General features: G+C 60.1%; 21 protein-coding genes. 20 read left to right on the forward strand and 1 reads right to left on the reverse strand.

All coding sequences use genetic code 11. The features are described 5' to 3' along the window. Positions 1-73: 73 nt before the first annotated feature. The 12 genes from LB545_RS07725 to LB545_RS07780 all read left to right on the forward strand — a co-directional run bounded on the left by LB545_RS07725 (position 74) and on the right by LB545_RS07780 (position 8,911). Positions 74-352: a hypothetical protein gene (locus LB545_RS07725; protein WP_224704811.1), complete on the forward strand. Its 279-nt coding sequence runs from the start codon at positions 74-76 to the stop codon at positions 350-352. Positions 353-377: 25 nt separating this feature from the next. Further along, positions 378-707, forward strand: coding sequence for a DUF5681 domain-containing protein (locus LB545_RS07730; protein WP_224704812.1), 330 nt, complete (start codon positions 378-380; stop codon positions 705-707). Further along, positions 655-1,347, forward strand: coding sequence for a terminase large subunit domain-containing protein (locus LB545_RS07735; protein WP_263493686.1), 693 nt, complete (start codon positions 655-657; stop codon positions 1,345-1,347). The genes LB545_RS07730 and LB545_RS07735 overlap by 53 nt, the downstream gene beginning before the upstream one ends. Next, the gene (locus tag LB545_RS07740) at positions 1,344-2,099 is read left to right on the forward strand and encodes a terminase large subunit (protein ID WP_263493689.1); all 756 of its coding nucleotides are present in this window, start codon (positions 1,344-1,346) and stop codon (positions 2,097-2,099) included. The genes LB545_RS07735 and LB545_RS07740 overlap by 4 nt, the downstream gene beginning before the upstream one ends. Further along, complete coding sequence (locus LB545_RS07745; protein WP_224704814.1) at positions 2,096-2,680, forward strand: hypothetical protein; 585 nt, start codon at positions 2,096-2,098, stop codon at positions 2,678-2,680. The genes LB545_RS07740 and LB545_RS07745 overlap by 4 nt, the downstream gene beginning before the upstream one ends. Before the next feature lie 80 nt (positions 2,681-2,760). Beyond that, positions 2,761-3,102 carry a hypothetical protein gene (locus tag LB545_RS07750; RefSeq protein ID WP_224704816.1) on the forward strand — a complete coding sequence of 114 codons (342 nt, stop codon included), beginning with the start codon at positions 2,761-2,763 and terminating at the stop codon, positions 3,100-3,102. Further along, entirely contained in the window at positions 3,099-4,289 is a 1,191-nt protein-coding gene (locus LB545_RS07755; protein WP_224704818.1) for a hypothetical protein, read from the forward strand. Before LB545_RS07750 ends, LB545_RS07755 begins: the two co-directional genes overlap by 4 nt. Beyond that, entirely contained in the window at positions 4,286-6,007 is a 1,722-nt protein-coding gene (locus LB545_RS07760; protein WP_224704820.1) for a portal protein, read from the forward strand. Before LB545_RS07755 ends, LB545_RS07760 begins: the two co-directional genes overlap by 4 nt. Next, positions 6,004-6,297, forward strand: coding sequence for a hypothetical protein (locus tag LB545_RS07765; RefSeq protein ID WP_224704822.1), 294 nt, complete (start codon positions 6,004-6,006; stop codon positions 6,295-6,297). Before LB545_RS07760 ends, LB545_RS07765 begins: the two co-directional genes overlap by 4 nt. A 53-nt stretch (positions 6,298-6,350) precedes the next feature. Next, positions 6,351-6,920 carry a hypothetical protein gene (locus tag LB545_RS07770; RefSeq protein WP_224704824.1) on the forward strand — a complete coding sequence of 190 codons (570 nt, stop codon included), beginning with the start codon at positions 6,351-6,353 and terminating at the stop codon, positions 6,918-6,920. A gap of 44 nt (positions 6,921-6,964) precedes the next feature. After that, positions 6,965-7,879, forward strand: a complete 915-nt coding sequence (locus LB545_RS07775; protein ID WP_224704825.1) for a hypothetical protein — start codon at positions 6,965-6,967, stop codon at positions 7,877-7,879. A 42-nt stretch (positions 7,880-7,921) separates the two neighbouring features. Next, the gene (locus LB545_RS07780; RefSeq protein ID WP_224704826.1) at positions 7,922-8,911 is read left to right on the forward strand and encodes a Coat protein; all 990 of its coding nucleotides are present in this window, start codon (positions 7,922-7,924) and stop codon (positions 8,909-8,911) included. 42 nt (positions 8,912-8,953) lie between these two features. Here LB545_RS07780 and LB545_RS07785 read toward each other — a convergent pair whose 3' ends face one another. Further along, positions 8,954-9,199, reverse strand: a complete 246-nt coding sequence (locus tag LB545_RS07785; protein WP_224704827.1) for a helix-turn-helix domain-containing protein — start codon at positions 9,197-9,199, stop codon at positions 8,954-8,956. Between the two features lie 362 nt (positions 9,200-9,561). On the opposite strand from LB545_RS07785, the gene LB545_RS07790 reads away from it, so the two are divergent. The 8 genes from LB545_RS07790 to LB545_RS07825 all read left to right on the forward strand — a co-directional run bounded on the left by LB545_RS07790 (position 9,562) and on the right by LB545_RS07825 (position 22,937). Next, positions 9,562-10,161 (forward strand): hypothetical protein, encoded by a 600-nt coding sequence (locus LB545_RS07790; protein ID WP_224704828.1) that lies wholly within the window; start codon positions 9,562-9,564, stop codon positions 10,159-10,161. Continuing rightward, complete coding sequence (locus tag LB545_RS07795) at positions 10,162-12,618, forward strand: hypothetical protein (RefSeq protein WP_224704830.1); 2,457 nt, start codon at positions 10,162-10,164, stop codon at positions 12,616-12,618. A 9-nt stretch (positions 12,619-12,627) separates the two neighbouring features. Beyond that, positions 12,628-13,104 (forward strand): hypothetical protein, encoded by a 477-nt coding sequence (locus LB545_RS07800; protein WP_224704832.1) that lies wholly within the window; start codon positions 12,628-12,630, stop codon positions 13,102-13,104. Further along, a complete protein-coding gene (locus LB545_RS07805) occupies positions 13,104-16,328 on the forward strand; it encodes a hypothetical protein (protein WP_224704834.1) in 3,225 nt (1,074 codons plus the stop codon). Before LB545_RS07800 ends, LB545_RS07805 begins: the two co-directional genes overlap by 1 nt. Then, on the forward strand, positions 16,328-19,405 hold the full coding sequence (locus LB545_RS07810; RefSeq protein WP_224704836.1) for a hypothetical protein: 3,078 nt from the start codon (positions 16,328-16,330) through the stop codon (positions 19,403-19,405). Before LB545_RS07805 ends, LB545_RS07810 begins: the two co-directional genes overlap by 1 nt. Further along, a complete protein-coding gene (locus LB545_RS07815) occupies positions 19,402-19,623 on the forward strand; it encodes a hypothetical protein (RefSeq protein ID WP_224704837.1) in 222 nt (73 codons plus the stop codon). Before LB545_RS07810 ends, LB545_RS07815 begins: the two co-directional genes overlap by 4 nt. Before the next feature lie 67 nt (positions 19,624-19,690). Continuing rightward, positions 19,691-21,703 (forward strand): hypothetical protein, encoded by a 2,013-nt coding sequence (locus LB545_RS07820; protein ID WP_224704838.1) that lies wholly within the window; start codon positions 19,691-19,693, stop codon positions 21,701-21,703. Between the two features lie 94 nt (positions 21,704-21,797). Then, positions 21,798-22,937 carry an acyltransferase family protein gene (locus LB545_RS07825; RefSeq protein ID WP_224704839.1) on the forward strand — a complete coding sequence of 380 codons (1,140 nt, stop codon included), beginning with the start codon at positions 21,798-21,800 and terminating at the stop codon, positions 22,935-22,937. The last annotated feature ends 2 nt before the right edge of the window (positions 22,938-22,939 follow it).

The following is a 22,939-nucleotide window of genomic DNA, read 5'->3' on the forward strand; positions in this document are numbered from 1 at the left end:
CAGTTCAATCGGTTCCTCGTGGACCCGACATGTCATTGACCGTTTGAGGGACAACTCCAAAGGAGAAACACCGATGTCAACGCGTTACGCAATCATCCTCACCGATGCCGACGGCAACGAAGTCGTTTCCGACATCAAGCAGATGGAGGGCGCTGCACCCCAGGTTCCGAGCGGCTACAAGGCCGTCAAGGTTCCCGATGGCGTCCAGATCGGCATGATCAAGGGCGGCCCGGTCAATGCCGTGAGCGGCTATGGCTTCCCCGAGGGTTCCCCCGCGCCTGTTCGCTCGCCGACTGGTGTCACCACGGCGGAAGACGGCAAGGCCGCCAAGGGCAAGGCCGCAGCGGAATAGGCGCTGAAAACAGCAGGAAAGCAGCATGGTCGGCATTCCATTCCCAAAAGGCAAGTCTGGCAATCCAGGAGGCCGTCCCAAGGGCTTGGCCGCGAAGGCCAGGGAGTATGCCGACCGTGCGCTTGAAGTGATTTCCGAAGCCCTTGGCGATGATGATCCCAAGGTGCGCCTGGCTGCGGCGAAGGAAGTTCTGGACCGAGGCTATGGCAAGGCCGTGTCAATGACGGCTGATGTGTCCAAGAGGCTTGACGATCTGGATGACGATACACTCGACAGTGCTATTGATGCCCTTAGAGCAGCAATTGGCGCTCCTGGCGGAACTGACGACGGAAAAGGGCCGTCGACTACGCACTAACAGGCTTCAAAACTATAAGCCCTACCGGAAGCAGGCAGAGTTTCATGCGGCCGGCGCCGTTCACCGTGAGCGCCTGTTCATGGCCGGCAACCAGTTGGGCAAAACCATTGCCGGTGGTGCTGAGTGGGCCATTCACCTGACCGGACGCTATCCTGACTGGTGGCAGGGCAAGGTGTTCGACAGCGCTGTCCGCATGTGGGCGGCCGGGGTGACGGGGGAAAGCACCAGGGACAACCCGCAGCGTGTGCTTGTAGGCCCGCCGCAGCAGCAATCGGCCTGGGGCACTGGCATGATCCCCGGAGATGCCATTGTCGACACCATCATGTCACGCGGCGTTCCAAGTTCGCTCGATGCTGTTGTGGTCAGGCACGGTGGCGGCGGCGATGTTCAAGCCGGCGAGAGCGTTTGCAGCTTCAAGAGCTACGAGAAGGGCAGGGAGAAGTGGCAGGGCGAAACCCTCCATGGTGTCTGGTACGATGAAGAGCCTCCGCTCGATATCTACTCGGAAGGCCTGACCCGTACGAACACGACAGGCGGAATCGCCATGGTGACGTTCACGCCGCTCAAGGGCATGAGTGAGGTGGTTCTGCAATTCCTGACCAGCGATCAGCTTGAGCAGATGCTGAAGGCCAAGCAATGAGCCGCCACGTCACTTTCATGACCATAGACGATGCCGAGCACTATTCGCCGGAGGAGCGAGAGGCCATCATCGCGGCTTATCCGGCGCATGAGCGAGAGGCGCGCGCCAAGGGCATTCCAGTTCTGGGGTCAGGCCGCATCTTCCCTGTTGCGGAGGAAGACATCAAGGTTCCGCCATTTCGGTTGCCGCCGTTCTGGCCACGCATCGGTGCACTCGACTTCGGTTGGGACCATCCTTCAGCCGCGGTTGAACTGGCCTGGGATACAGAGGCCGATATCGTCTATGTGGTCAAATGCCACCGGGCAAGCCAGCAGACACCAGCCATGCAGGCCATCGCGCTGAAGCCGTGGGGGTCCTGGCTACCATGGGCATGGCCGCACGATGGCCACAACGCCACGCTGGCTGGTGCCGGAATCGCCTTGGCAAAGCAGTATGGCGACCAAGGTATGAACATGCTCGGCAGCCATGCACAGTTCGCCGACGGCTCCAATTCGGTCGAAGCCGGCCTCATGGACATGCTGGACCGAATGCAGACCGGCCGCTTCAAGGTCTTCGACACGCTGAACGACTGGTTTGAGGAATTCCGCTTGTATCACCGCAAGGATGGGCTGGTGGTCAAGCTGCGGGACGATCTGATGTCCGCCACCCGCTATGGCGTGATGATGTTGCGGCATTCGATTGTGGACCCGGCAGCGTTCAAAGCTGTGCGCCGGCCGCAGGGGATGTCTGATCCGTTGGGCGATTATCGGTGACTGTCCGCATCGTCGGCGGCAACCTTCGCGATCTCTCGTACATCGCCGCCAACCTGAGACCAGAGGACTACGCAGAAGTCGATTGCCAGCTTGACGGCTGGACGCCCGCCACACTGGCCGCCCAGGCACTGCACGGCTTCGCCTATGTCGCCGAGCTTGATGGCAACCCGGAAGCGGCCTTTGGCGCTGGGGAGGTCCGCTCCGGTCTCTGGATAGCCTGGAGCTGGGGAACGAAGCGCATGCGGCGCTGTGTGCCGCGCATCACGCAATTCTTCTACGAGGTGCTCGGTCCTGACGTTGCTTCACGTGGAGCACACCGCGTCGAGGCTAGGGCGCTCGCTGACAACGATCTCGCCATCCGCTGGCTGAACAGGCTGGGGGCGCATGAGCGCTGCCTGCTGCCCGCCTACGGCAAGAATGGTGAGGACTTCATCCTCTTCGACTGGACAAGGGATACCTGGGCCAATGTGTCTGTTTCAAAAACCACCGGAACTGAAGCCGCTCCCCCCGACGCCGACGGCTCAGGACAAGGACGCTCAGGACCGCGCCGCCGCCGTACAGCAGCAGTTGACGGCCAATGACGGTACCGCCTCGACCGTGAAAACCGATCTCGCTCCTTCTGACCTTGTTGGGCAGAAGCGCGTACTTCTGGGAGTGTAATATGGGACGCTCATCCACGGCCAATCGCGGCGGCGCCATCAATCGCGGGCCGAGCCTCGGCGAATGGGAAACCATCGCGGCATCGCAGACCGACCAGGTTCTGGGCGCGACAGGAGCGATCGGCGATTACATTGAAGGCTTGGTCCTTGTCGTCGCCACCGCTGCGACGGCTCAGGTACAGATCAAGGATGGAGCCGGCTCGGCGATCACTGTGTTTCCGAACTCCCCAGGCGGCGGCATCGGAACGTACAATGTCGCGCTCGGCATGAAGTCTTTCGCGGGTGGCTGGAAGGTCACCACTGGTGCTGGCGTCAGCGTCATTGCGGTTGGCAACTTCACTTGATGCGCATGCGCAACTGGCAACGCGTGTCCTCGGGTCGGCGGCATGGTCTCGCCAACCCATTTAACGCGTTCACCTATGATATTGATTTCGTTGGAGGCACTGCCAAGGGCACCACGCAGCCCTATGGCAACAACACCAATGATGGCCGGGCTTTCCGTGACCCTAACAATGTTGGCGCAACATTTGTTCCCAATGCAGCCGGCTTGCTTGTTACCTGCGCCAGCGCGGGGCTGAGGCGTTCCGATCCTGGTCATTGGCAATACCCAGCCCATAGCCAGCGTGCGCTGTGGAATCGTGACCTGACGAATGTCGCTTGGACGAAGACCAACCTGACGGCGACAAAAAATCAGACGGGCGCGGACGGCTCAGCCAATGCCGCGTCGTCGATTACCGCGACGGCAGCCAATGGAACGGTCACTCAAGCGGTTACGCTTGCTCAGAACACTTTCCTGTTTGCGGTCGACATCAAGCGCCTGGTTGGCACCGGCACGTTGGAAATGACCGTCGATGGCGGCACGACGTGGCAGGCGGTGACGGGCGTCACCACCACGTATTCGCAGAAGTTCATCGTTCAGACTCTCGTTACCAACCCGGTGTGTGGGTTTCGAATCGGCACCAGCGGTGACAGCTTCGCGGTTGATTTCTGCTCTCTGCATACTCCGGCCAACGCTGGCGTTAACATTCCGGTGCAGTATCGCGTGACCACAACAACGGCAGTCGTTTCGCCTGGGCAGTCGCGCCCGACCGCAGACGCCGCCGACCTTGGTCCTTTGATTGGCGCCGCGCGCGGTCCGTTCGGCTTCTACTGGCAGGGCCGCAGCGAAAGAGGTGTTGGCGCTGGCATCATCACCGGAGCCACAAGCGTTTTCTGCACGGTTATCACCGGGAATGCAGTCAACTTTGCGGCCGGGGGCGGAACCGCTGCTACGGCGACCGGCGTCTTCAATACTGGCCTAGGCAGCGTCAACAAGATTGCCGGTTACTACGATGCTTCGGGCAACATCAAGGTTGCCTGCAATGGCGTTGTTGGCGTCAGCGCCGGGGCGACGGCCGAGCCTACGCTTGATCACTGGGATCTTGGGACCAATGGCGCGGGTGCGCGCTCGATCTACGGCCTCAATGAGCGGTTCGCCATTGGTGCCGGAATAACATTCACTGACAGCGATTTGCAGGCGATGACCACATGAGTGATTCCCGCGCCCGCGACGTTCTCTCGCGCCAGTCCGAATTCGAAACCGAGCGCTCGGATTACGAGGCCGTCTGGGAGCAGGTCGCCGAGTTCTGCGACCCCGACGCGCCTGATGTGTTCTCCAATCGCGGCTCCAAGGCGCGTACGTCGCAGCCGGAGCGTTCCGAGCGCCGGGGTTCCCGCGTCTACGCCAACACGATCAACAGCGCCGCCAACCGTCTTGCTGCTGGGCTGGAGAGCCTGATCATCCCTCAGTCGGAAAAGTGGCATGGTCTGTCGACGGCCGCCATGAACGATGAAGAAACCGACGAAGAGAAGGAGTGGGCGGAAGATCTCCGCGACTTCCTGTTTTCGCTGCGCTACTCGGCCAATTCCAATTTCGTGCCGGCGACGCAAGCCTGCTTGCGCAATGTCGTGCGCTACGGTCCGGCCTATCTCTATGCCGAGGAGGGTTTTGGCGGCACGCTGATCCATTATGCGTCGATCCCGGTTATCGAAGGCTATCTCGGTCGCAACCGCTGGGGCATCGCCGACACCTTCCACAGGAAGTATGAGCGCACCGCCCGCCAATGCGCGCAGCTCTTCGGCTATGACAAACTGCCGGGCCGGATCAAGATGCTGGTCGATGATCCCGGCAAATGCGAGGAAAAGGTCTCGCTGATCCAGTGCATCAAGCCGCGCGAAGAGCGCAAGATGTACAATCTTGCCGGTACTTACGACTATCTGGACACCGCGTTCGTGTCCTATCACGTGATCGAGGAAGAGGAGGAGATCGGCAAGGAGAGCGGGTTCCGTACCTTCCCGGTGTCGTGCTTCAACTGGCGCCGGTATGAGGGCGATACCTACGGGATATCCCCGACCATCGAAGCCCTGACCACGGTGCGCGAAGAGAATGCCGTGCGCCGCTCCGGTCTGCGAGCTTTGCAGCAGATCACGGACCCGGCCACCGCCAGCAACGCGAAGCTGGACTATGTGCCGGTGCTGAACCCTGGGGAAAACTATCCTGGCCTGATGGATGCCAGCGGCCGACCGCTCATTGCACCGATCGCTCTCGGGCAGAACCCCGGCCCCGCCTTCGACTATGCCGCGACGCGCGCCGAAGAAATCCGCGACATGATGTTCGTTAACCTGTTCCAGACGCTGGTGCAGAACCCGCAGATGACGGCCACCGAAGCGCTGATCCGCCAGGAGGAGAAGGGCGCGCTGCTCGGGCCGTCGGGCTCGATCATCCAGGCGGGTTTTGCCTCGAACCTCGACCGGGAACTGTCCATCCTCGAAGCCAAGGGGCTATACGACCAGGACAGCCGTTTCCTGCCGCCACAGAGCCTTGCCGGAAAGACCGTGCGTCCGACCTTTACCAGCCCCTTGGACGTGCTGCGCAAGGCTGCGGAGGCCAAGGACACCATCCAGGTTGTTCAGACAGCCTTGCAGATGGCTCAGTTCGATCCAGAGATAATGGACAATATCGACGGCGACGAGGCGCTGAGGGTGGTTGCTGGCGCCGGCCGCAGCCCTCAGCGTATCTTCCGCAAGCAGGACGAAATCGCTGGCAAACGTCAGGCGCGGGTCCAAGCACAGCAGGCGCAGCAGGGTATCGGCACGATTGCCGCCGCAAGCCAAGTCGCCAAGGATGCGGTCCCCACCGCCATTCAGGCTCGTGACAGTGGCTTGCTGGATGGTCTTCAGAACATGATGCAGCCGCAGGGCAACACATGAAGCCCGACAAGTTCGACGAGCCCGAACCGGACCTGACCATCCGCAAGCGCCTGCTGGTTGCCTATGAGGCACTGGAAGATGGGAACGCGGATCGCGATCAGGCCCGGCTCATCCTCCAGCACCTTGCCGGACTGACCGGCTATTACAAGAACATCTCGCTCGCCCAATGGGTCAAGGACACCGGGTCGGCCTCTGGGTTTGAAGCGGCATGCATCGAGCACCAGGCCAAACGTTGGGTGTTCTCCGAAATCCTTCCGTTCCTCACCAAGCACGTGGACGGCAAGGGATAGCCCTGCGGCGGGTTCAGCCGTTCAATCCCTCCCAAGAATGAAGGAATACGATCATGCGCGGACTTCAGCGAACCCTTAACCGTGCCGCACAGCGAGAGCTTGGCGTAGCCGTTCCCAAGGCTGGGCTGGCATGCAAGGTGAGCGGGCAGGGCGGTGCTTACCGTCTCGAATTCACCATGACCAATATGAAGGTCACGGTCACCGATGCTCTTGCCTATGCCAGCCAGAAGCTGTTCGATTTCGTCGATGGCAAGATCCGCATCAAGGGCGGTACGGCCACCTTCACCTTCGGTGTGGACACGGCGCGCTCATCCACCATCAACGATTCCGCCTCGCTGACCTGGGGTATCGGTTCAGCCGCTGCCTCCAGCATCACCCTGGCAACGACGATGCAGAACGTCGTGGCAGTCACCACCCGCACGCTGACCGGCGCCGCCGCCGCTCCGTCGCCGGCTTCGGCCGCCGATGTCGCCGCCGCTGCTACGCTCGATGGCACCAGCGCGGCTATCGACCTCTACATGAACTTTGCCTTTGCCACGAATACCGACATCGACGCCGATGGCATCCTGTCGGTCAACGGCAAGCTCATCCTGTTCGTCGAGAACTGGGGAGACAACGCGTAACCCCTGCGGCTGGGTGAGCCGCTTCAACAAAGGAATTCTCTCTCATGACAGATCAGGCAGAAGCCGGGTCCGTGGTGGTCGATCCACCGGCGGGCAACCTTGCAGTGCCAGCAGACGGTGCGGATAACGGGTCCGCCGCACCGGAAGCCAAGAGTTGGTTTGACGGTCTTTCCGAAGGCAACCGCAAGCTCGCTGACACCAAGGGCTGGACCAAACCCGAAGGCGGCATCGAAAAGGTGCTGTCCTCCTATGCCGAACTGGAGCGGTTGCAGGGCGAAAGCCTGCGCGTTCCAGCGGCCGACGCATCTCCGGAAGAGTGGAAGAAATTCCACGACAAGCTTCCCGAGGCCATGCGCCCGGTCGCATCCGCCGACAAGATCGAGTTCAAGCGCCCGGAAGGGCTCCCCGCTGACCTGCCTTATGATGACGGTCTCGCCAACACCTCCAAGTCATGGATGGTCGAGGCTGGCCTGAATTCAAAGCAGTCTCAGGTTCTTCATGACAAGTTCGCCGGTCATATGGCCGAGATGGCGAAGGCGCAGCAAGTCGCCATCGCTCAATCGGTTGAGACCACGCACGACGAACTCGTGAAGGACTGGGGACCGGTGACCTCCGACGGCTTCAAGGAGAAGCTGGAAGTGGCCAACCGGGCGATGAAGGGTCTCGGTCTCGTCGACGCCTATAAGGCCAAGGGCATTCTCTTGGCCGACGGGAGCCTGACCGATCCGCAGATTGCGAAAGCATTCCAGGCGATCGGCGAGGTGATGTTCAAGGAGGACAAGATCGGAGCGGACGGCGTGCTTGGCGGGGTGAACCCGTTCAAGCGCGGCCCGGACGGCAAGATCGTAAGTCCGGCGGCGATTTCAGCCCTTGTCCAAAGCGACCCCGCAAAAGCGAAACGGCTTGCAATCGAGGCGGGCGAAAACCCCGACCTCTGGATGTCCAACAATCCCCTCTGAGTAGGGGTTTTGCCGGCTCGCATCATCTGAAGGAATACCACAATGGCAGACGCCTACACTCGCATCACGGACGCGATCGTCCCATCCGTGTATGCCCAGTACAGTTTCGAGGAACACGTCCAGTCCCTCGAAATTTTCCAGGCCGGCATCCTGTTCAACGATCCAATGATCACCTCCAAGCTCTCGCTCGGCGGTCGTTCGGTCGACATCCCCGGCTGGAAAGACCTCGGCAACGATCCTTCGGAACCCGTCAACGACGATCCGACGGATTCGATCGAGATGAAGAAGATCGGCAGCCGGCGCGAAACGGCCGCCCGCAACGTCCGCGCTCAGGCCTGGGGCATCCCGGATCTGACCTCGATCCTTGCGGGTTCCGATCCGCAGAAGATCATCGTTCAGCGCCAGACCGACTACTGGCAGCGTGCCAATAAGCTGACGCTGATCGGTATCCTGAAAGGCGTTATCGCCGACAACATCGCCAATGACGGCGGTGATCTCGTCCGCGACACCAATGCCTCCATCGTCGACACCGACATCATCGAAGCGGCCTACCTCATGGGTGACCGCGCCGACAAGTTCAAGACGATATGGATGCACTCCAAGCAGATGAAGGCCCTCAAGCTCGCGGACCTCATCGACTACGTGCCTTCGTCCGAACAGGGCGGCATGCTGATCCCCTACTACATGGGCCTGCGTTGCATCGTCGATGACGATATCCCCGTCGCCACGGGCGAATACACGGCCTTCATGTTCAAGGACAAGGCCATCATGTGGAACGAACTTCCGGTCAACACCGAGGGCGGCCCCCTCGAATTCGACCGGAAACCGCGCCAGGCTCATGGTGGCGGCGTCACCGAGATGGTGGCTCGTCGTCACTTCGTCCCGCACGTCCCCGGTACCCGCTTCCTCGATGCGTCGACGGCCGGCGAATTCGCCACCGATGCCGAACTGGCACTGGCGGCGAATTGGGACCGCACCGCGTCCAGCGTGAAGAACATGACCTTCATCGCGCTGAAGACCACAGAGGCCTAGTAGTCAAAAAGGCGGGGGCTTCGGCTCCCCGCCCTTTTTCATTTATGCGACCTTCTTTTCAGGCAAGGTTTCGAGAAACGCTTTGAGGTCATCGCGCAAGATGACCGTTCGGCGCCCGAACTTGCGCGCCTTGAGCGAGCCGTTCTTGATAGCACGGAAAATATTTGTGCGGCCGCTGCCCATAACCGCTGCCGCTTCCTCCGGCGAATAGCCGAGCTTGTCTTCTTGAAGTGTCATTTTTGCTCCATGATGGACACGTTGAAGTTTCACATTGGCAGAAAACTGCACAAGGTTAAGTCCAGTCAATAGTCGAATATATGTTCTTTAATATCTCGGCGTAACTAACAGTTATAATTGGATTATAATTTACAGTACCGGTCTTATGCGGCGGAAACAGCCAATAGTAGGAGACTTAGCCTTGCCGTACAAACCCACAGGCCGCCCCAATGGTCGTCCTCGTAAGAGCCCGCAGCTAGAGGCCGCCGTGGCCCCTGTTGCCTCTCCTGAGCCGCGTGTGCGCCTCCCGCGCCTGCGGCAGCGCTATCGGATGCTGGCTGAATTGGCCAACCCAAGCCCGTTCATTGTGCCGCTCGATTGTCGAGGTCGCCCTCGCCACAAGCCGCGGCACTCTTCGGTGAAGGTCTGAACAGATGGCAATCACGCCCGTCGACATCGCCAACATGGCCTTGGCCACGCTGGATGACGCCCCGATCGATAGCCTCGATCAGGATATCAAGGCGGCGCGTCTGCTCAATCTACACTATGACCTTACCCGCGAAGCCGAGTTGACGAAATACGCCTGGGTGTTTGCCATCCTCACGGCATCGGTTGTCGGCAGCGATACCGGATCTGGGGATTGCACGCTGAACTGGGCCTATGAACTGCCTGCCGATTGCCTTCGACCGCTGCCACTGACCTATGACGGCGAGCCCAATGGTGTGCCGATCTCATGGCGTCAGGAAGCGGACATCATCTATTCCGACCAGTCCAGCCCGCGCATCATCCGCTATGTGGCGAACCTCACCGATCCCAACGATTGGGATGCGCTGTTCACGGACGTTCTCGTCGCAGCTCTTGCGGTCAAGATCGCTCATCCTCTCACCCACAAGGCCGGCATGATCGACATTGCCCGCGCGGCCTATGACAGGGCCGTGGACGCGGCTTTCCGCTCCCAGGCCATCCAGCGCGCCGGCAGGCTGTCCACGTCATCCTGGGCCATCCAGCGCGGCGACAACCGCTGGAGAGCGTGAGTGGCAACTCTTTACCCGCTTCAGGACACGTTCGTCAGGGGCGAGATCAGTCCGCGCCTGCATGCGCGCGCCTCGCTCGATCTCTACCGAGCCGGCCTGTCTCGTTGTGAGAACTACATCACTCTCCCGCATGGCGGTCTGCGCAAGCGCGGCGGGACATATTTCACCGCAGAGGTGAAAACATCGGCAAAGGCGACGCGGGCTATCCCGTTCATCTTCTCGGCCGACCAGGCCTACATGCTGGAATTCGGCGATCTCTATATCCGCGTCTACGCCTACGGCGCCAGGGTGGGCACGGTCGAAGTCGCCACGCCATATCTTGAGGCTGACCTGTTCGAATTGGACTATGTGCAATCCGCTGATCAGATGTGGATCAGCCACCGGGATTATCCGCTCAAGGTCTTGACGCGCACCGCGCACACGACATGGACGCTTGCTGATTATGCGATCGACGACGGACCATATGACGACATCAACGATACCTCGACCACGCTGACGCCGGCAGATTACGGCTCACTCACGCCCAAGATGACATCGAACACCGCGCCTTCCGGCACGGTTTCGGGTATGGGCGGTGCGTCAGATGCATGGTCAGTCTTCGACAAGGATACCAGCACCGCCACAACTATCTCCGGCGCTACTGATGGGTTTGTAGTCTACAGGACAGCCGGCGGCGAACAGGTGATTGTCGACAACTATTATCTGACCGCCTCCACCGGAGGATCTGCCGACCGCACGCCAACGATCTGGGTGCTGCAAGGATCGAATGACGGCGCAACTTGGGTGACGCTCGACAGCCGCACCGGCGAAACCGGCTGGTCAGGCGGTGAAACCCGCTACTATGAATTTCTCAACAAGCTGGGGTTCGAATATCATGCCTTCACATGGAAGGCGATCGACGGCGCCGCTGACAGCAAGTTCGCGGAACTGAACCTCAACCGTGCCGCCGCCAGCCAGACGCCTTTCAATCTGACGGCATCATCCGTCGTCGGCATCAATGGAGGGACCGGGTTCCAGACCTCCGATGTTGGCCGTGCCGTGCGTCTTCTTGCATCCGATGGCCGCTGGCGCTGGGCCAAGATCACCAGCCGCATCAGCACCACGGTTGTCAAAGTCCAGATCAACGGCTTTGCGCTGCCCGATCTCAGCCCGATTTCGCGCTGGCGCCTGGGCACGCTTGTTCCAGGCAAATATCTGGAATCGGGCTCGCTCTATGAAGAGCGCCTAGCCTTCAGCCGCAAATTCTCTCTCTATGCCTCGGCAACCGGTGACTTCAACAATTTTGCGCTCGGCGAGGAAGACGATGACGCTCTGGAATTCTTGCAGGCCGGCGGCGGTCAGGCCAACGACATCACGTGGATCGCGGAATCGGACGGAGCGCTGCTGATCGGAACGCTTGGTGGTGTCCGCGCGCTGTCCGGCTCAGGAATTGATGAAGCGCTCACACCATCATCGTTCAAGAACCGCCGCTCCCGCACCTCCGGCTGTTCGCGCATCCGCCCCGTCGATGCTGGACAGTCGTTCCTTTACGTGACCCGTTCGCGGCGGTCGATCGCGGAACTCTCCCAAGCCAACACCGGACGCTTCACCTCGGACGATATTGGGCAAATATCCGAGCACATCCCGAAAAAGGGCGTGGTCGAACTCGCTTTTCAGACCGATCCGGATCCGCTGTTGTGGTTCCCGCTCGGTAATGGGGAACTTGGAGGGTACACGCATCAGCCTTCGCAGGATGTGAGGGGCATGCACCGGCATGATATCGCCGGCTCGTTCGCGGGTTCGGCCTGGGGCATCGTTGAAAGCGCCTGTGTCACTCCTGGCCAGACCGGAAACGATGATCTCTGGCTGATTGTCAAGCGCACCATCGGCGGCGTCACAAAGCGCTATATCGAGATTAAGACTGCGCCGTTCGAATATGGCGATATCACCGATGCCTTCGAGGTGGATTGCGGTCTGACCTATTCCGGGGCTGCGGTCGGTACTGTTTCTGGCCTATCGCATCTCAATGGCGAGCTGGTCGATGTCCTCGCCGACGGCAAGGTCTACAAGGGGCTGACGGTCGCGGCCGGGCAGGTCACCTTGCCGGGTGGTGCAACAGCAGCCAAATGGCAGGTTGGCCTCCCTTATGTGTCATCTGCCGACACGCTGGAGCTTGATGTCGGCGGCAAGGACGGATCGATCGTCGGCCGCCGCAAGAAGGTTGCCAAGGTCATTATGTCCGTGATGGAGACCGACACGACGGGGCTTCAGGTGCAATCCCTCGTGCGCGGCAAATGGGAACCGGTGCGTATCCCCTCGATCGTGGCGCCGAACGGCGTGGCCAATCTGTTCACCGGCAACATCGAAGTGCCGATTGACGACAGTTGGGAAGGTCAGGGCCGGGTGCGCATCCGGCATTCCAACCCGACACCTTGCACAATCCGCGCTTTCACGCCCGTTTTCGATGCCGAGCCATAGGACAGCACCATGTGCACATTCGCCCTTCTGAGCTTGGCCGGCACGGCTGTCTCGACCGTCGGCGCTGTGGCTCAAGGCGCGCAGCAGCAGCAAATGGCCAACATGCAGGCCAAGGCCTATGAGCAGCAGGCCCGCGCCGATGCGCAGGCATCAGCCTTCGAACAGGCGCAGGAGAAGAAGAAGCAGGACTTGCTTCAGGCTCAGGCCCGCGCCGCGATAGGGGCCTCGGGCGTGTCCGCAGCGGGTTCTCCAAGCGAAGTCTTGGCTGCCAACGCCCGGCAGAACCAGCTCGACCTAAAGGCGATCCAGTACGGGTCCACGCTGCGCCAGAATAACCTCAACACCCAAGCCGGGATTTCGCGCTTCAGCGGCAAGCAGGCGATGGGTGCCAGCCTGATCAACGCGGGCAGCACCTTGGTTTCGGGCATCTCCAATCTGTATGACCCCAACAAGGCCGTGAAGTTCGGCGGATCGGCGTTCGCATAATGGCCGTTATTCCTCTCCAAGTCGCCAGCCGGTCGCTCGATACCGGCAACGTCGTCCAATATCCGGGCGGCGGCGAGATCGGTCGCGCGCTGCAAGGCGCCGGCGATGAACTTTCCCAGATCGCTGAGCATTTCAAGGCCAAGCAGGATCAGCAGGACAGGTTCGATGCCGGGGTCATAGATGACGAGCTTCGCCAACGCCTTGCCCAGACCGAGGACGATGCGGTCCGCAACGCCCCCGCCGACGGTTCGGGCATCCATGACAGCGTTTATGGCCAGATGGACGTCAATGGCCGGGCTGTCCGTCCAGGCGCGTTCGACACGCTCTTTGACGAATATGCACAGAAAGTGCCGGAAAGCCAGCGTGCCAACTTCATGGCGAGCAAGGAGGCGATGCGCCTTGCCGGCTCAAATCGCACGGCGGGCTACCAGCAGACCCAGCGTCAGGCCTATGAGCAGGTCCAACTCACGAAAACCCAAGACACTCTGCTGAACGGCATTCTGCAAAGTGATCCGAACGATACCCAGACCTTCGAGGCATTCAAACAGAACGGGTTGGACCGTATCGCAGCATCGGGCATGTCGGCTCTCGACAAGGAGAAGGCCGCCTATAACTGGAGCCAGAGCGCCACCAAGGGTCTGTTTCAGGCGATGCTCGACAAAGATCCGAGCTTCGCCGGCAAGGCAAGGGCGGCGCTCGGGCTGGCGCCGGTCGCAACACAGGGTGGTGGTGCGGTCAATACCGTTGTCGACCGGATCATCGGGGTTGAAAGCGGCGGCAGCGCCACGGCGAAAAACCCCAACTCGTCAGCATCCGGCATTGGCCAGTTTCTCGATTCGACCTGGGTGCAGACAATCCGCCAGCATCGCCCGGACCTCGCGGCCGGCAAGAGCGCGGCACAGATCATTGCGCTGAAGAATGATCCTGTGCTCGGCCGGCAAATGGTCGCGGCCTTCACGCAGGACAATGCAGACTATCTGACCAACCGCGGCATCGCGACCACGCCAGGGAACCTCTACCTCGCCCATTTCCTGGGGTCGCAGGGCGCGGTCAACGTCTTGAAGGCAGATCCGAACGCCTCCATTGCAAGTGTGGTCGGGCAGGATGTTGTGCGCGCGAATGGTTTTCTTGCTGGGAAGACAGTCGCCGACACCATCGCATGGTCAGACAAGAAGATGGGCGGCGCTGGCGGAGGTGCAGTTGACCCGCGTTTCGCCGGCCTGTCACCGGACGATCGGCTGACCCTCGCCAATCAGGCGGATGTGCAATATCGCCAACAGCAGGCGGCCGAGAAGGCCAACGCTACGGCGAGCTACACCGCGTACAAGGATCGGTTCGAACTGGGCATTGTCGATGGTTCCATTGCCGATCCGGCGCTGATCCACAACGACAAGACGCTGAATGATGGCGACAAGGCATCCCTGCTGCGCTCGTTCAATGAGCAGAACAAGGGCGCCCTCCAGCTTCAGGGCGATCTCAGCGCATTGCAGGGAGGTACGCTCTCGCTCGATCCCTACGCCAGTGACGACAAGAAGCGGGCTGACAACCTCTACTCGGCCGCCACCGGCAAGGTTCCGCTGGAGCAGCAGGCAGGGCTTGCGACGACCATCATTCAGCAGACCCATGTGGTTCCCCAGCCGATCATCAATGACATGCGACGCGGGCTCTCCAGCCAGAACCCCGGTCAGGTTATTGCTGCGGCGCAGACCGCGCAGAAGATTTCCAGCTTCGACCCGGCGGCACTCGGCCGGCGAGATGGTGGCTCCGAGGTGCAGAAGGCTGCCGACGACTTCAGCTATTACGTGAAAAAGCTGAACCTGTCGCCGGAGGAAGCAGCTCGCCGGATGATCGACAATGCATCGCCGGAAAAGCAGCGCGACCGTAAGGCGTTGGAGCCGGCGGCGAGGGAATTCGTCAAGACCATGGGCGATGTCGACCTGTCGTCGGAATTCAAAGACGGCGGGATTTTCAGCGGTGCGCCAGCGCTTGGCCTCGATCCGGCACAGGAAGCGGGCATCAAGGCCGATTTTCTCGCCATGGCCGAAGACCAGTTCTATGCGGCGAACGGCGATCCAGACCTTGCGAAGAACCGCGCGCTAGAGCAGATGAAGGCCATCTACGGCGTCTCTCGGATGAGCGGTTCGGCCACGGTCGTGAAGTATCCACCGGAGCGGTATTGGCCAAAGGAAGACAGCAAGGGGTTCATAGCCGGTGTAGTGGGGGCCGATGACCCTCTCCGGTATGCCAAGACGCAGCTTCGCAGCGAGATCGACGAATTCTCGGGTCGCGGCCCAGCCGGTCCAATCACACAATTTGCCGGTAGGGTTGAAGCTGGAAATATCGATTTGGCTAACCGGCCGCAGGTGGAAAACCCCGACGGTTCGATCAGCACCGTGCGCTCTATGTCATTCGAAGAGGATGGCAGGGAGGTGTTGGTCCCGACTGTTTCGCCAGATGGAAAAATTCTGACCGATCAGCAGGCGATCGATCTTTATCATCAGACCGGCCAACATCTCGGAAAGTTCGACACGCCCGATCATGCCGATGCTTATGCACAGGCTCTGCACCAGACCCAAGAGCAGTATTACCGTGGTGACCTGGCCATCGATCCCTCGACTGTGCGCCTGGTGACGACACCGGAGACCGAGGCCGATGTAAAGGCCGGCCGTCTTCCGGGTTACGCGGTCATGTGGAAAGACGCCAACGGCAATCTCCAGACAATTCCGGGCAAAGTGTGGCGGCCGGATGTCACGAACATGCTGGCCAACCAGGCGGTGAACCGCACCAAAACCCAAGCCGAGGCAACGGCCAACGCAAGGCAGAATGATGCGCTGTATGAGGTGAACATTCTCACCGGTGAGCCTATGCAGCCAAAGCAGCCGGCGGATATCGCCGCACCAAGCGGCGAGCTTGGCGCCAATATCCCTGCCGATATCCCGGCAAAGCAGGAACCGGCGCCGCATCCGGCCATCGAGGCCCCTCCGGTAAATGGTGACAATCCGGCTCCTGCCCGTCCGGCCCGAGACACCGCCCCGCAATCCAGCCTGCCATTGACCGATCGGGATTTCGATGAGTTCCAGCAGCGGATGCTCAGCGCGTCGAGTGCTGAAAAGGCCCGCGCCAGGCAAGAAGCGATCGCAGCCGAGGAGGCGGCGAAGAAGGCCTATGAGGAGCGTGTGGCGCAGCACAAGCGCATCCGGGCAATTCTGAAGAGGGCTCAGTGATGCCATTCTTCGATGAGCAGCGCTCCATCAACGATCTGAGCAACATTCAGACCGATGAGCCTACGCCCGATCCGACGGCTCTCCAGACATGGGGCGCGGCCTTCCGGACGCAAAACACGGTCGGCTCGTTCGTCGCTTCCAGCGGAATCCCTGACGCCGGCATTGTTGAAGATGGCTATGACGCAATTGCGGATGCCGCGAGCGATCCGAAATATGCACCCTTTGTCACTTCCTTTGCTGGCATCAGAAATCGCAAGGCAGGAACCGCACAGAAGTTGCGCATTGATCAGGAGCTTCAGGATCAGCGTACTTTGGCTGCATCGGGAACGATGGGCACAATCGCGCAGATGGCGGCCGGGGTGATTGATCTGCCCACGCTGGCATCATTCGGCGGCGGCGCTGCGATCAGCGGAGGCAGCAAGCTTGCCGCCGCCGGTCGTGCTGCCCTAGGCGCCGGTATCGACACGACATTCTCGGAAGGGGTTTTGCAGGCCACACAGGCCACAAGGACAGCCGAAGAGAGCGCCCTGAACATCGGCGGGTCCATTGTCCTGGGCGGCGCTCTTGGCCTGCTGGCGGGACGCTATCTGGACAGCGCAAGCACTCGGGCGCTCTCCACGAAGATTGAAGGGCAGGAGGCGGCTTTTGCCGCGGCGGACCGCGAGTTCACCAACATGGGCAAGGGAGCGTCCGCCGGCGCCGCCGCGCGCGATGTGGGACCGCTGGCTTTGAAGGATGAAGCGTTCATCTCCAAGCTTCCGATCGTCAACCGGCAAGATCCGCTGATCCGGCTCCAGTTAAACGAGATCGATGCCGGCCGTGAGGCAGTGCGCGGGCTTGCCGAAACCCCGCTGGAATACGCCGACAATGCCGCCGGTGTCGCCACTGAGCGCGGTGGAGCGGTCGAAACCCGCATGAAGATGTGGCACGCGCCGCTGGCAGCAGCGCTGCGCGAGATCGACACCAGCTACGCCAAATACTTCCATGGCGCACCGGAGCCGACCGCATTCCAGCGCTTTCTTGCCCCGATGCAATCCGAGTTCGACCGCGCACGCGGCTCGACGGATCGGTTGACCTATAAGCAATTCAAGGAGGAAGTCGGCAAGGCGGCGTTCTCCGGGGAACAGCATCCCATTGCTCAGGTTGCAGAGGCCGCGAAGATCTATCGCAAACTCGACGATGCCATGAAGAAAGCGGCGATCGAGGCCAAACTGTTGCCAGAGGATGTCTCGGTCAAGGGCGATGTCTCCCATCTCTTCCGCATGTACAACAAGGACAAGATCATCGCGCGCCGGGGCGAGTTCTCGGCGATCTTGAACGATCATTTCATCACGGCTCGCAACGCGGCGGCAGAGCGCGCGGAATCGCCATTGGCAAAGAAAGCCGGCGCGGATGGAAAGATCGATCCGAAGGCGGCGGCTCAGGCCGAACGGGATGCGCAGTTCGGCAATCTCTCCGATGCCGAGGTGAAGGGACTCGTCAATGACACCATCGACAGCATCCTGGGTCATGCTGACAGTCGCATCCCCTACGATATTGTGTCCGGTCCGCGCGGCCCGCTGAAGGAACGCGTCCTGAACATCGAAAGCCGGAAGATACAGGATTTCCTCAACACCGACATCGAGGAGGTCTTGCGTGCCCAGATTCGCACGATGTCAGCGGATGTCGAGATCGCCCGCAAGTTCGGCTCGGTCGACATGGCCGAGCAAATCCGCAAGATCAACGACGAGGCAAATGCCAGGATCGCCACGGAGACGACGGAGAAGGGCCGGCAACGGGTCGAGGCATCGCGCAAGGCGGCCATTCGCGACCTGTCCGGCATTCGTGATCGGCTCCGAGGCCAGTATGCCTTGCCGTCCAATCCCGATTCCTTGGTGCTGCGCGCCGGCCGCCTTGCCCGCAACATCAACTATCTGCGCTTGCTCGGCGGGATGACGGTCTCCGCAATCCCTGATCTCGGCAAAGTGGTGTTCGCCCACGGCCTGACCAGCACGTTTCGCGATGGCTTCATCCCAATGATCAAGAACTTCAAGGCGTTCCGGCTGGCGGCTCAGGAGGTGAAGGACGCCGGAACCGCGCTCGATATGGTGCTGGACAGTCGCGCCATGTCGATGGCGGAGATTACCGACGACTTCGGCAGGCATTCGGCTTTCGAAAGGGGGCTGTCATCGCTGTCGACCCGATTCGGCGTTGTCTCGCTCATGGCCCCATGGAACGCTACCTTGAAGCAGTTCACCGGCCTGCTGACCATGACGAATATCCTGCGGTCTGCCGAACGGGTCGCGGCAGGCAAGGGCACGGCGCGAGATATCCGCAACCTGGCCTCATCGGGCATCGATGCCGATCTCGCCGAGCGGATCACCAAACAGTTTGCAACCCATGGCGACAACCAGGACGGGGTTCTGCTGGCCAAGGCTGGCGACTGGAGCGATGTCGAGGCGCGCGAGGCCTTCCGGACCGCAGTCGTTCGCGAGGTGGATCGCGCCATCGTCTCGCCTGGGCAGGACAAGCCGCTCTGGATGTCGACGGAACTCGGCAAGGCGGTGGGTCAGTTCAAAAGTTTTGGCATCTCCTCGATGCAGAAAACCATGCTGACCGGTCTACAGCAGCGCGACGCCGCCACGCTGAATGGTGTTCTGGTTTCGCTTGGCCTCGGCGCCTTCACCTATTGGGCAAAGTCAGCTTCGGCCGGCCGGGAGACATCGGATGATCCCACGCAATGGGCCGTGGAAGCTCTAGACAAGTCCGGCCTGACAGGCTGGTTGATGGATGCCAACAATATTGCGGAAAAGGCGACACGGGGCAGGGTGGGGTTTTCGGCCATCACCGGTAAGCCCGTTTCGCGCTATGCCAGTCGCAACGTCACTGGCGCTTTCCTTGGCCCGACGGCGGATGCGGTGTCCGACATCTTCCAGGTCTCGGGGTCGATCTTCGCCGGGGACACCACGAAATCCGACCTGCACAAGGTTCGGCAACTGATCCCGGCGAACAACCTCTTCTACGTTCGCTCATTGTTCGATAAGGTTGAGGCGATAACCGGCGATGCGCTCGATCTGCCGGACACTCGAAAGAAATGATGCTCGCTGCCACCCTTGGAATCCTCGGTCTCGTCTTGGCGCTTTTTTGCGTCGGTGGGTTCATGGAGGGCGACATGACAAAAGTCGGCAAGTTCGGCGCAGGCTTTGTCCTCTGTGCATTCCTTGCCATCATGACGGGCGCGCCTCATTCCGGCGGCGGGTCTCAGAATTGCCATATCGACTGGGACGGTCGCGCCAACTCGGAAGTTTGCGACTAACCAACACCTGAAATTCTGACCTGAAGGCCCTGCTTTGCGCGGGGCTTTTTACTATGGAGCAAGCCTCATGGCCCGACCCGCAACTGCCGCCGTTCGTCTCCTGACCGGCGAGCGCGAACCCGTGCGCTTGGCGACCACGGCGAATATCGACGTCGATGCCGGAGGCTTGCTCACAATCGACGGCGTGCAGACCGAGGTAGGCGATCGCGTACTGGTCAAGGATCAAACCGATGCTTCGGAGAACGGCATTCGCACGGTAGCGACAGGCCAATGGTATCGGGCAGCAGACTCGCGCACCGCGCGGACCATGCAGAAAGGCACCACGGTCCATGTGCAGGAGGGCACAGCCAACCAGGGCAAGACCTTCGTGTTCAACACGCTGGACCCTGTTGTTGGCGATACTTCCTTGTCGATCGTCTTTTACCAGTCGGACGATACGATAGGCGAAGTGAATGGCGCTATTGCCGCCGGTTTGGTCACCATCAGCGCCGCTGAGGTTGACGCGATTGTGGCGATAGAGGAAGCCGGGGCCGATGTTACCGCTATCAAGCCGGCAGACACTAACGCCTCGGGCTTCGGGTTTGTCATCGATGAAGATGACATGGCGTCCAACAGCGCCAGCAAGGTTCCGACGCAGCAGAGCGTAAAGGCCTACGCAGACCTGAAGCTTGCCAAGACATCGAACTTAGCGGATTTGCCAAGCAAGCCGGACGCACGGGGTAATCTTGCGGTACCGGTCTATGTCTCGACCCGCACGGCGATGAAGGCTTTGACGCCAACGAAAGACCTGGTGGCAATCCTGTACGAGGCCGGCCGGGAAGGAACCTTCGTGGTCAAGGCTGGCACGCCGCCCGTCACAGACACGCAAGAGGGTGTCTATGTCGTCAGCAACACGGCGGGGGTCTACTGGAAGCGCGTAGATGCGGCTCCGGATATTACCGCCTTTGGCGCAATACAAGACGGCACAACGGATGACAGCGCAGCCATCCAAGCGTCTCTAGACGTGCTGGGCTACGCCAATGTCCTTGAGTGGAAGGGCTCAACAATAAAGGTCAACAATATTCGGCTAAAGGACTCCGGTAACACTCTACTTGGCTACGGATGGCCTAAGCTCATTTCAAGCGCTGGAACCGTCATAAATATTGAGAATAGTTATCAGGTTTTCCAAGGCTTCCAGATTGACGGAACCCTACAGACCACTGCACTCCCCGCCATCCGCATTAAGACAAATTTGAGAGGCATGACGACACTAAGTATCGAGCGTCTCTACTTCATCAATTGCGGTGCCGGGATCATGGATGATGATAATGGAACGAACAAGGCGGTTTTTGTGAACCTCCGGGATATCACCATGGAGGGACATCGCGGCTACGGTATCGGAACATGGGATTGCTGGGCCTCGTACTACATTGATCAAGTAGTGGTCAGTCGCGTTGGCAAGTCCGGAACGAACTACAATTACCCGGCTTTCTACTTTAATGGTGCCGAAGGCGTCTTCTTCCGAAATTGCGCACATAATGGGTCGGCGGCAACCAGCATTCAGGCACAGCAAGATGGAGCCGTATTCGACAACTGTAACTTTGTAGTCTTCGAGAATTTCATCCCGGATCACTCTGGCGGGAGAGGTTTGGTCTTTCTTAACTGCAACAACGTTAGGGGTGGCGATAGCACTCTCGTCAACAGTGTGGATCATGGGTTTGTGGTGTCTGGCGGTAGCTTGTTCAGCATTTCGGATATCCTTGCAACGCAGTTGGCGTCCGTTGGGTTGGCCTCCAAAGACGGCTTTAACCTATCCGCCACAACAACGTTTAAGGGGAAAGGGCTCGCCGCCACGGGATATACGAGAAATGGCTTTCTAGCGGACGCCTGCACGAAAATGAACGTCATGGGCGACTTTTCCTTCAACACCGGTCGGGGCATCGTGACTACGGGTGCAAGCTCGGCCAATCTGTTCCACGGTTGCCTTACCGCGTCTAACACAGCCGGCAACTATTCTCTGGTGAGCGCGTCCGATTATCTACGGGATCATATGGTGAGCGCGGGCACCCTCGCCGATGTGACCGGGCCGGCTACTGCGTAAAGCACCTGCGAATGATTGCTGGTGTTGCATTTTGGCAACCTAAAGGAGAGTCAACTAGTGGTAGCTATGCCCTGATCAGGCGAGGTTGCAGGGCATGACAACTCAAGGGCGCAGCGCGGCGCTTGACGGACTTCGGGGCTTGGCTGCCGTTGCAGTAGTTTTTTATCATGCCATCCTCGATCAAAGCGCATCGGCGGTCGCCGCGCTGGACCCTCCGATCCAGGCGTTGACCTCTTTCAGGGAAGCCGCAACCAAGATCGCTCTTACGGTCGCCAACGGCCAAAGTGCAGTCCTCCTGTTCTTTGTATTGAGCGGCTTCGTCCTGAAACACTCGCTTAGCCGAGCTACTGGTTCAACGGTATCGATTTGCCGGGAGTTCGTGGTGCGGCGGTTGTGCCGTTTATATCCAGCTATAGCTTTTTGCATGGCCTTTTGCTTCGCTCTGGGATCATCATTGACCAGTTTTGCATGGTTCGCAGACAGCCCCCATCTCGCGGCTGCCGCCAATCCTCATCTGGTTTTGCTCAATGCGACACTGGCAAAAATAACGATGCATGGCGCGACATGGACCTTGCAGGCCGAGGTCTTAGCCGTTCCCTTTGTGCTGCTGGCGTTCTTCGTTGGAAGGAAGTGGGGGGTTCTTGGGATATCGATCTGCCTCGCCATTTCGGTCATGGCGATTGAATCGCCGTTCTTGGCGCTGAACCTCCCGAACATGTCGGGCGTCCTGTTCGCGTTCATGGCTGGCGTTTTATTGGCAGAGACCAAGTCGGCAACGTTCAATGAGCAAGCAGTCTGGATCTCCGTTGGGTTCTTTCTCTTTGCCAGACTGGTCGTTCCGATGCATTCTACGACGGCGACGATCAGTCAAACGATGCTCGCTTGCTGTCTGGTGTATGCCGCCTTTAACGCCCGAGCGGGAATATTCTACGATCTTATGAACGCTCGGTCTTTGCGGTTTATGGGTCGTATAAGCTTCAGTCTGTACCTGCTCAACGTTCCGGTGATGTGGGTTGTCGGGGCGATGATAAAGGATATCGGCTTCAGTGAAACCAACTCATTGGAGATGGGTATCCTGCTCGGTGTGGTAACGACAGTGCTGACCCTGCCGATCGCGGATTTTTCAGAGCGTTGGTTTGAACAGGGCGGCATTCGGCTTGGCCGCTATCTTACAAGGCCGCGCGTGGGGGCGGCTGCTATGTCTTCAGGCTCAGTTGCGGCCCCAGCCGAATAGCA

Origin of the sequence: Mesorhizobium sp. BR1-1-6 (assembly GCF_020165355.1) — a bacterium.
In the GTDB taxonomy this organism is placed as follows: domain Bacteria; phylum Pseudomonadota; class Alphaproteobacteria; order Rhizobiales; family Rhizobiaceae; genus Mesorhizobium.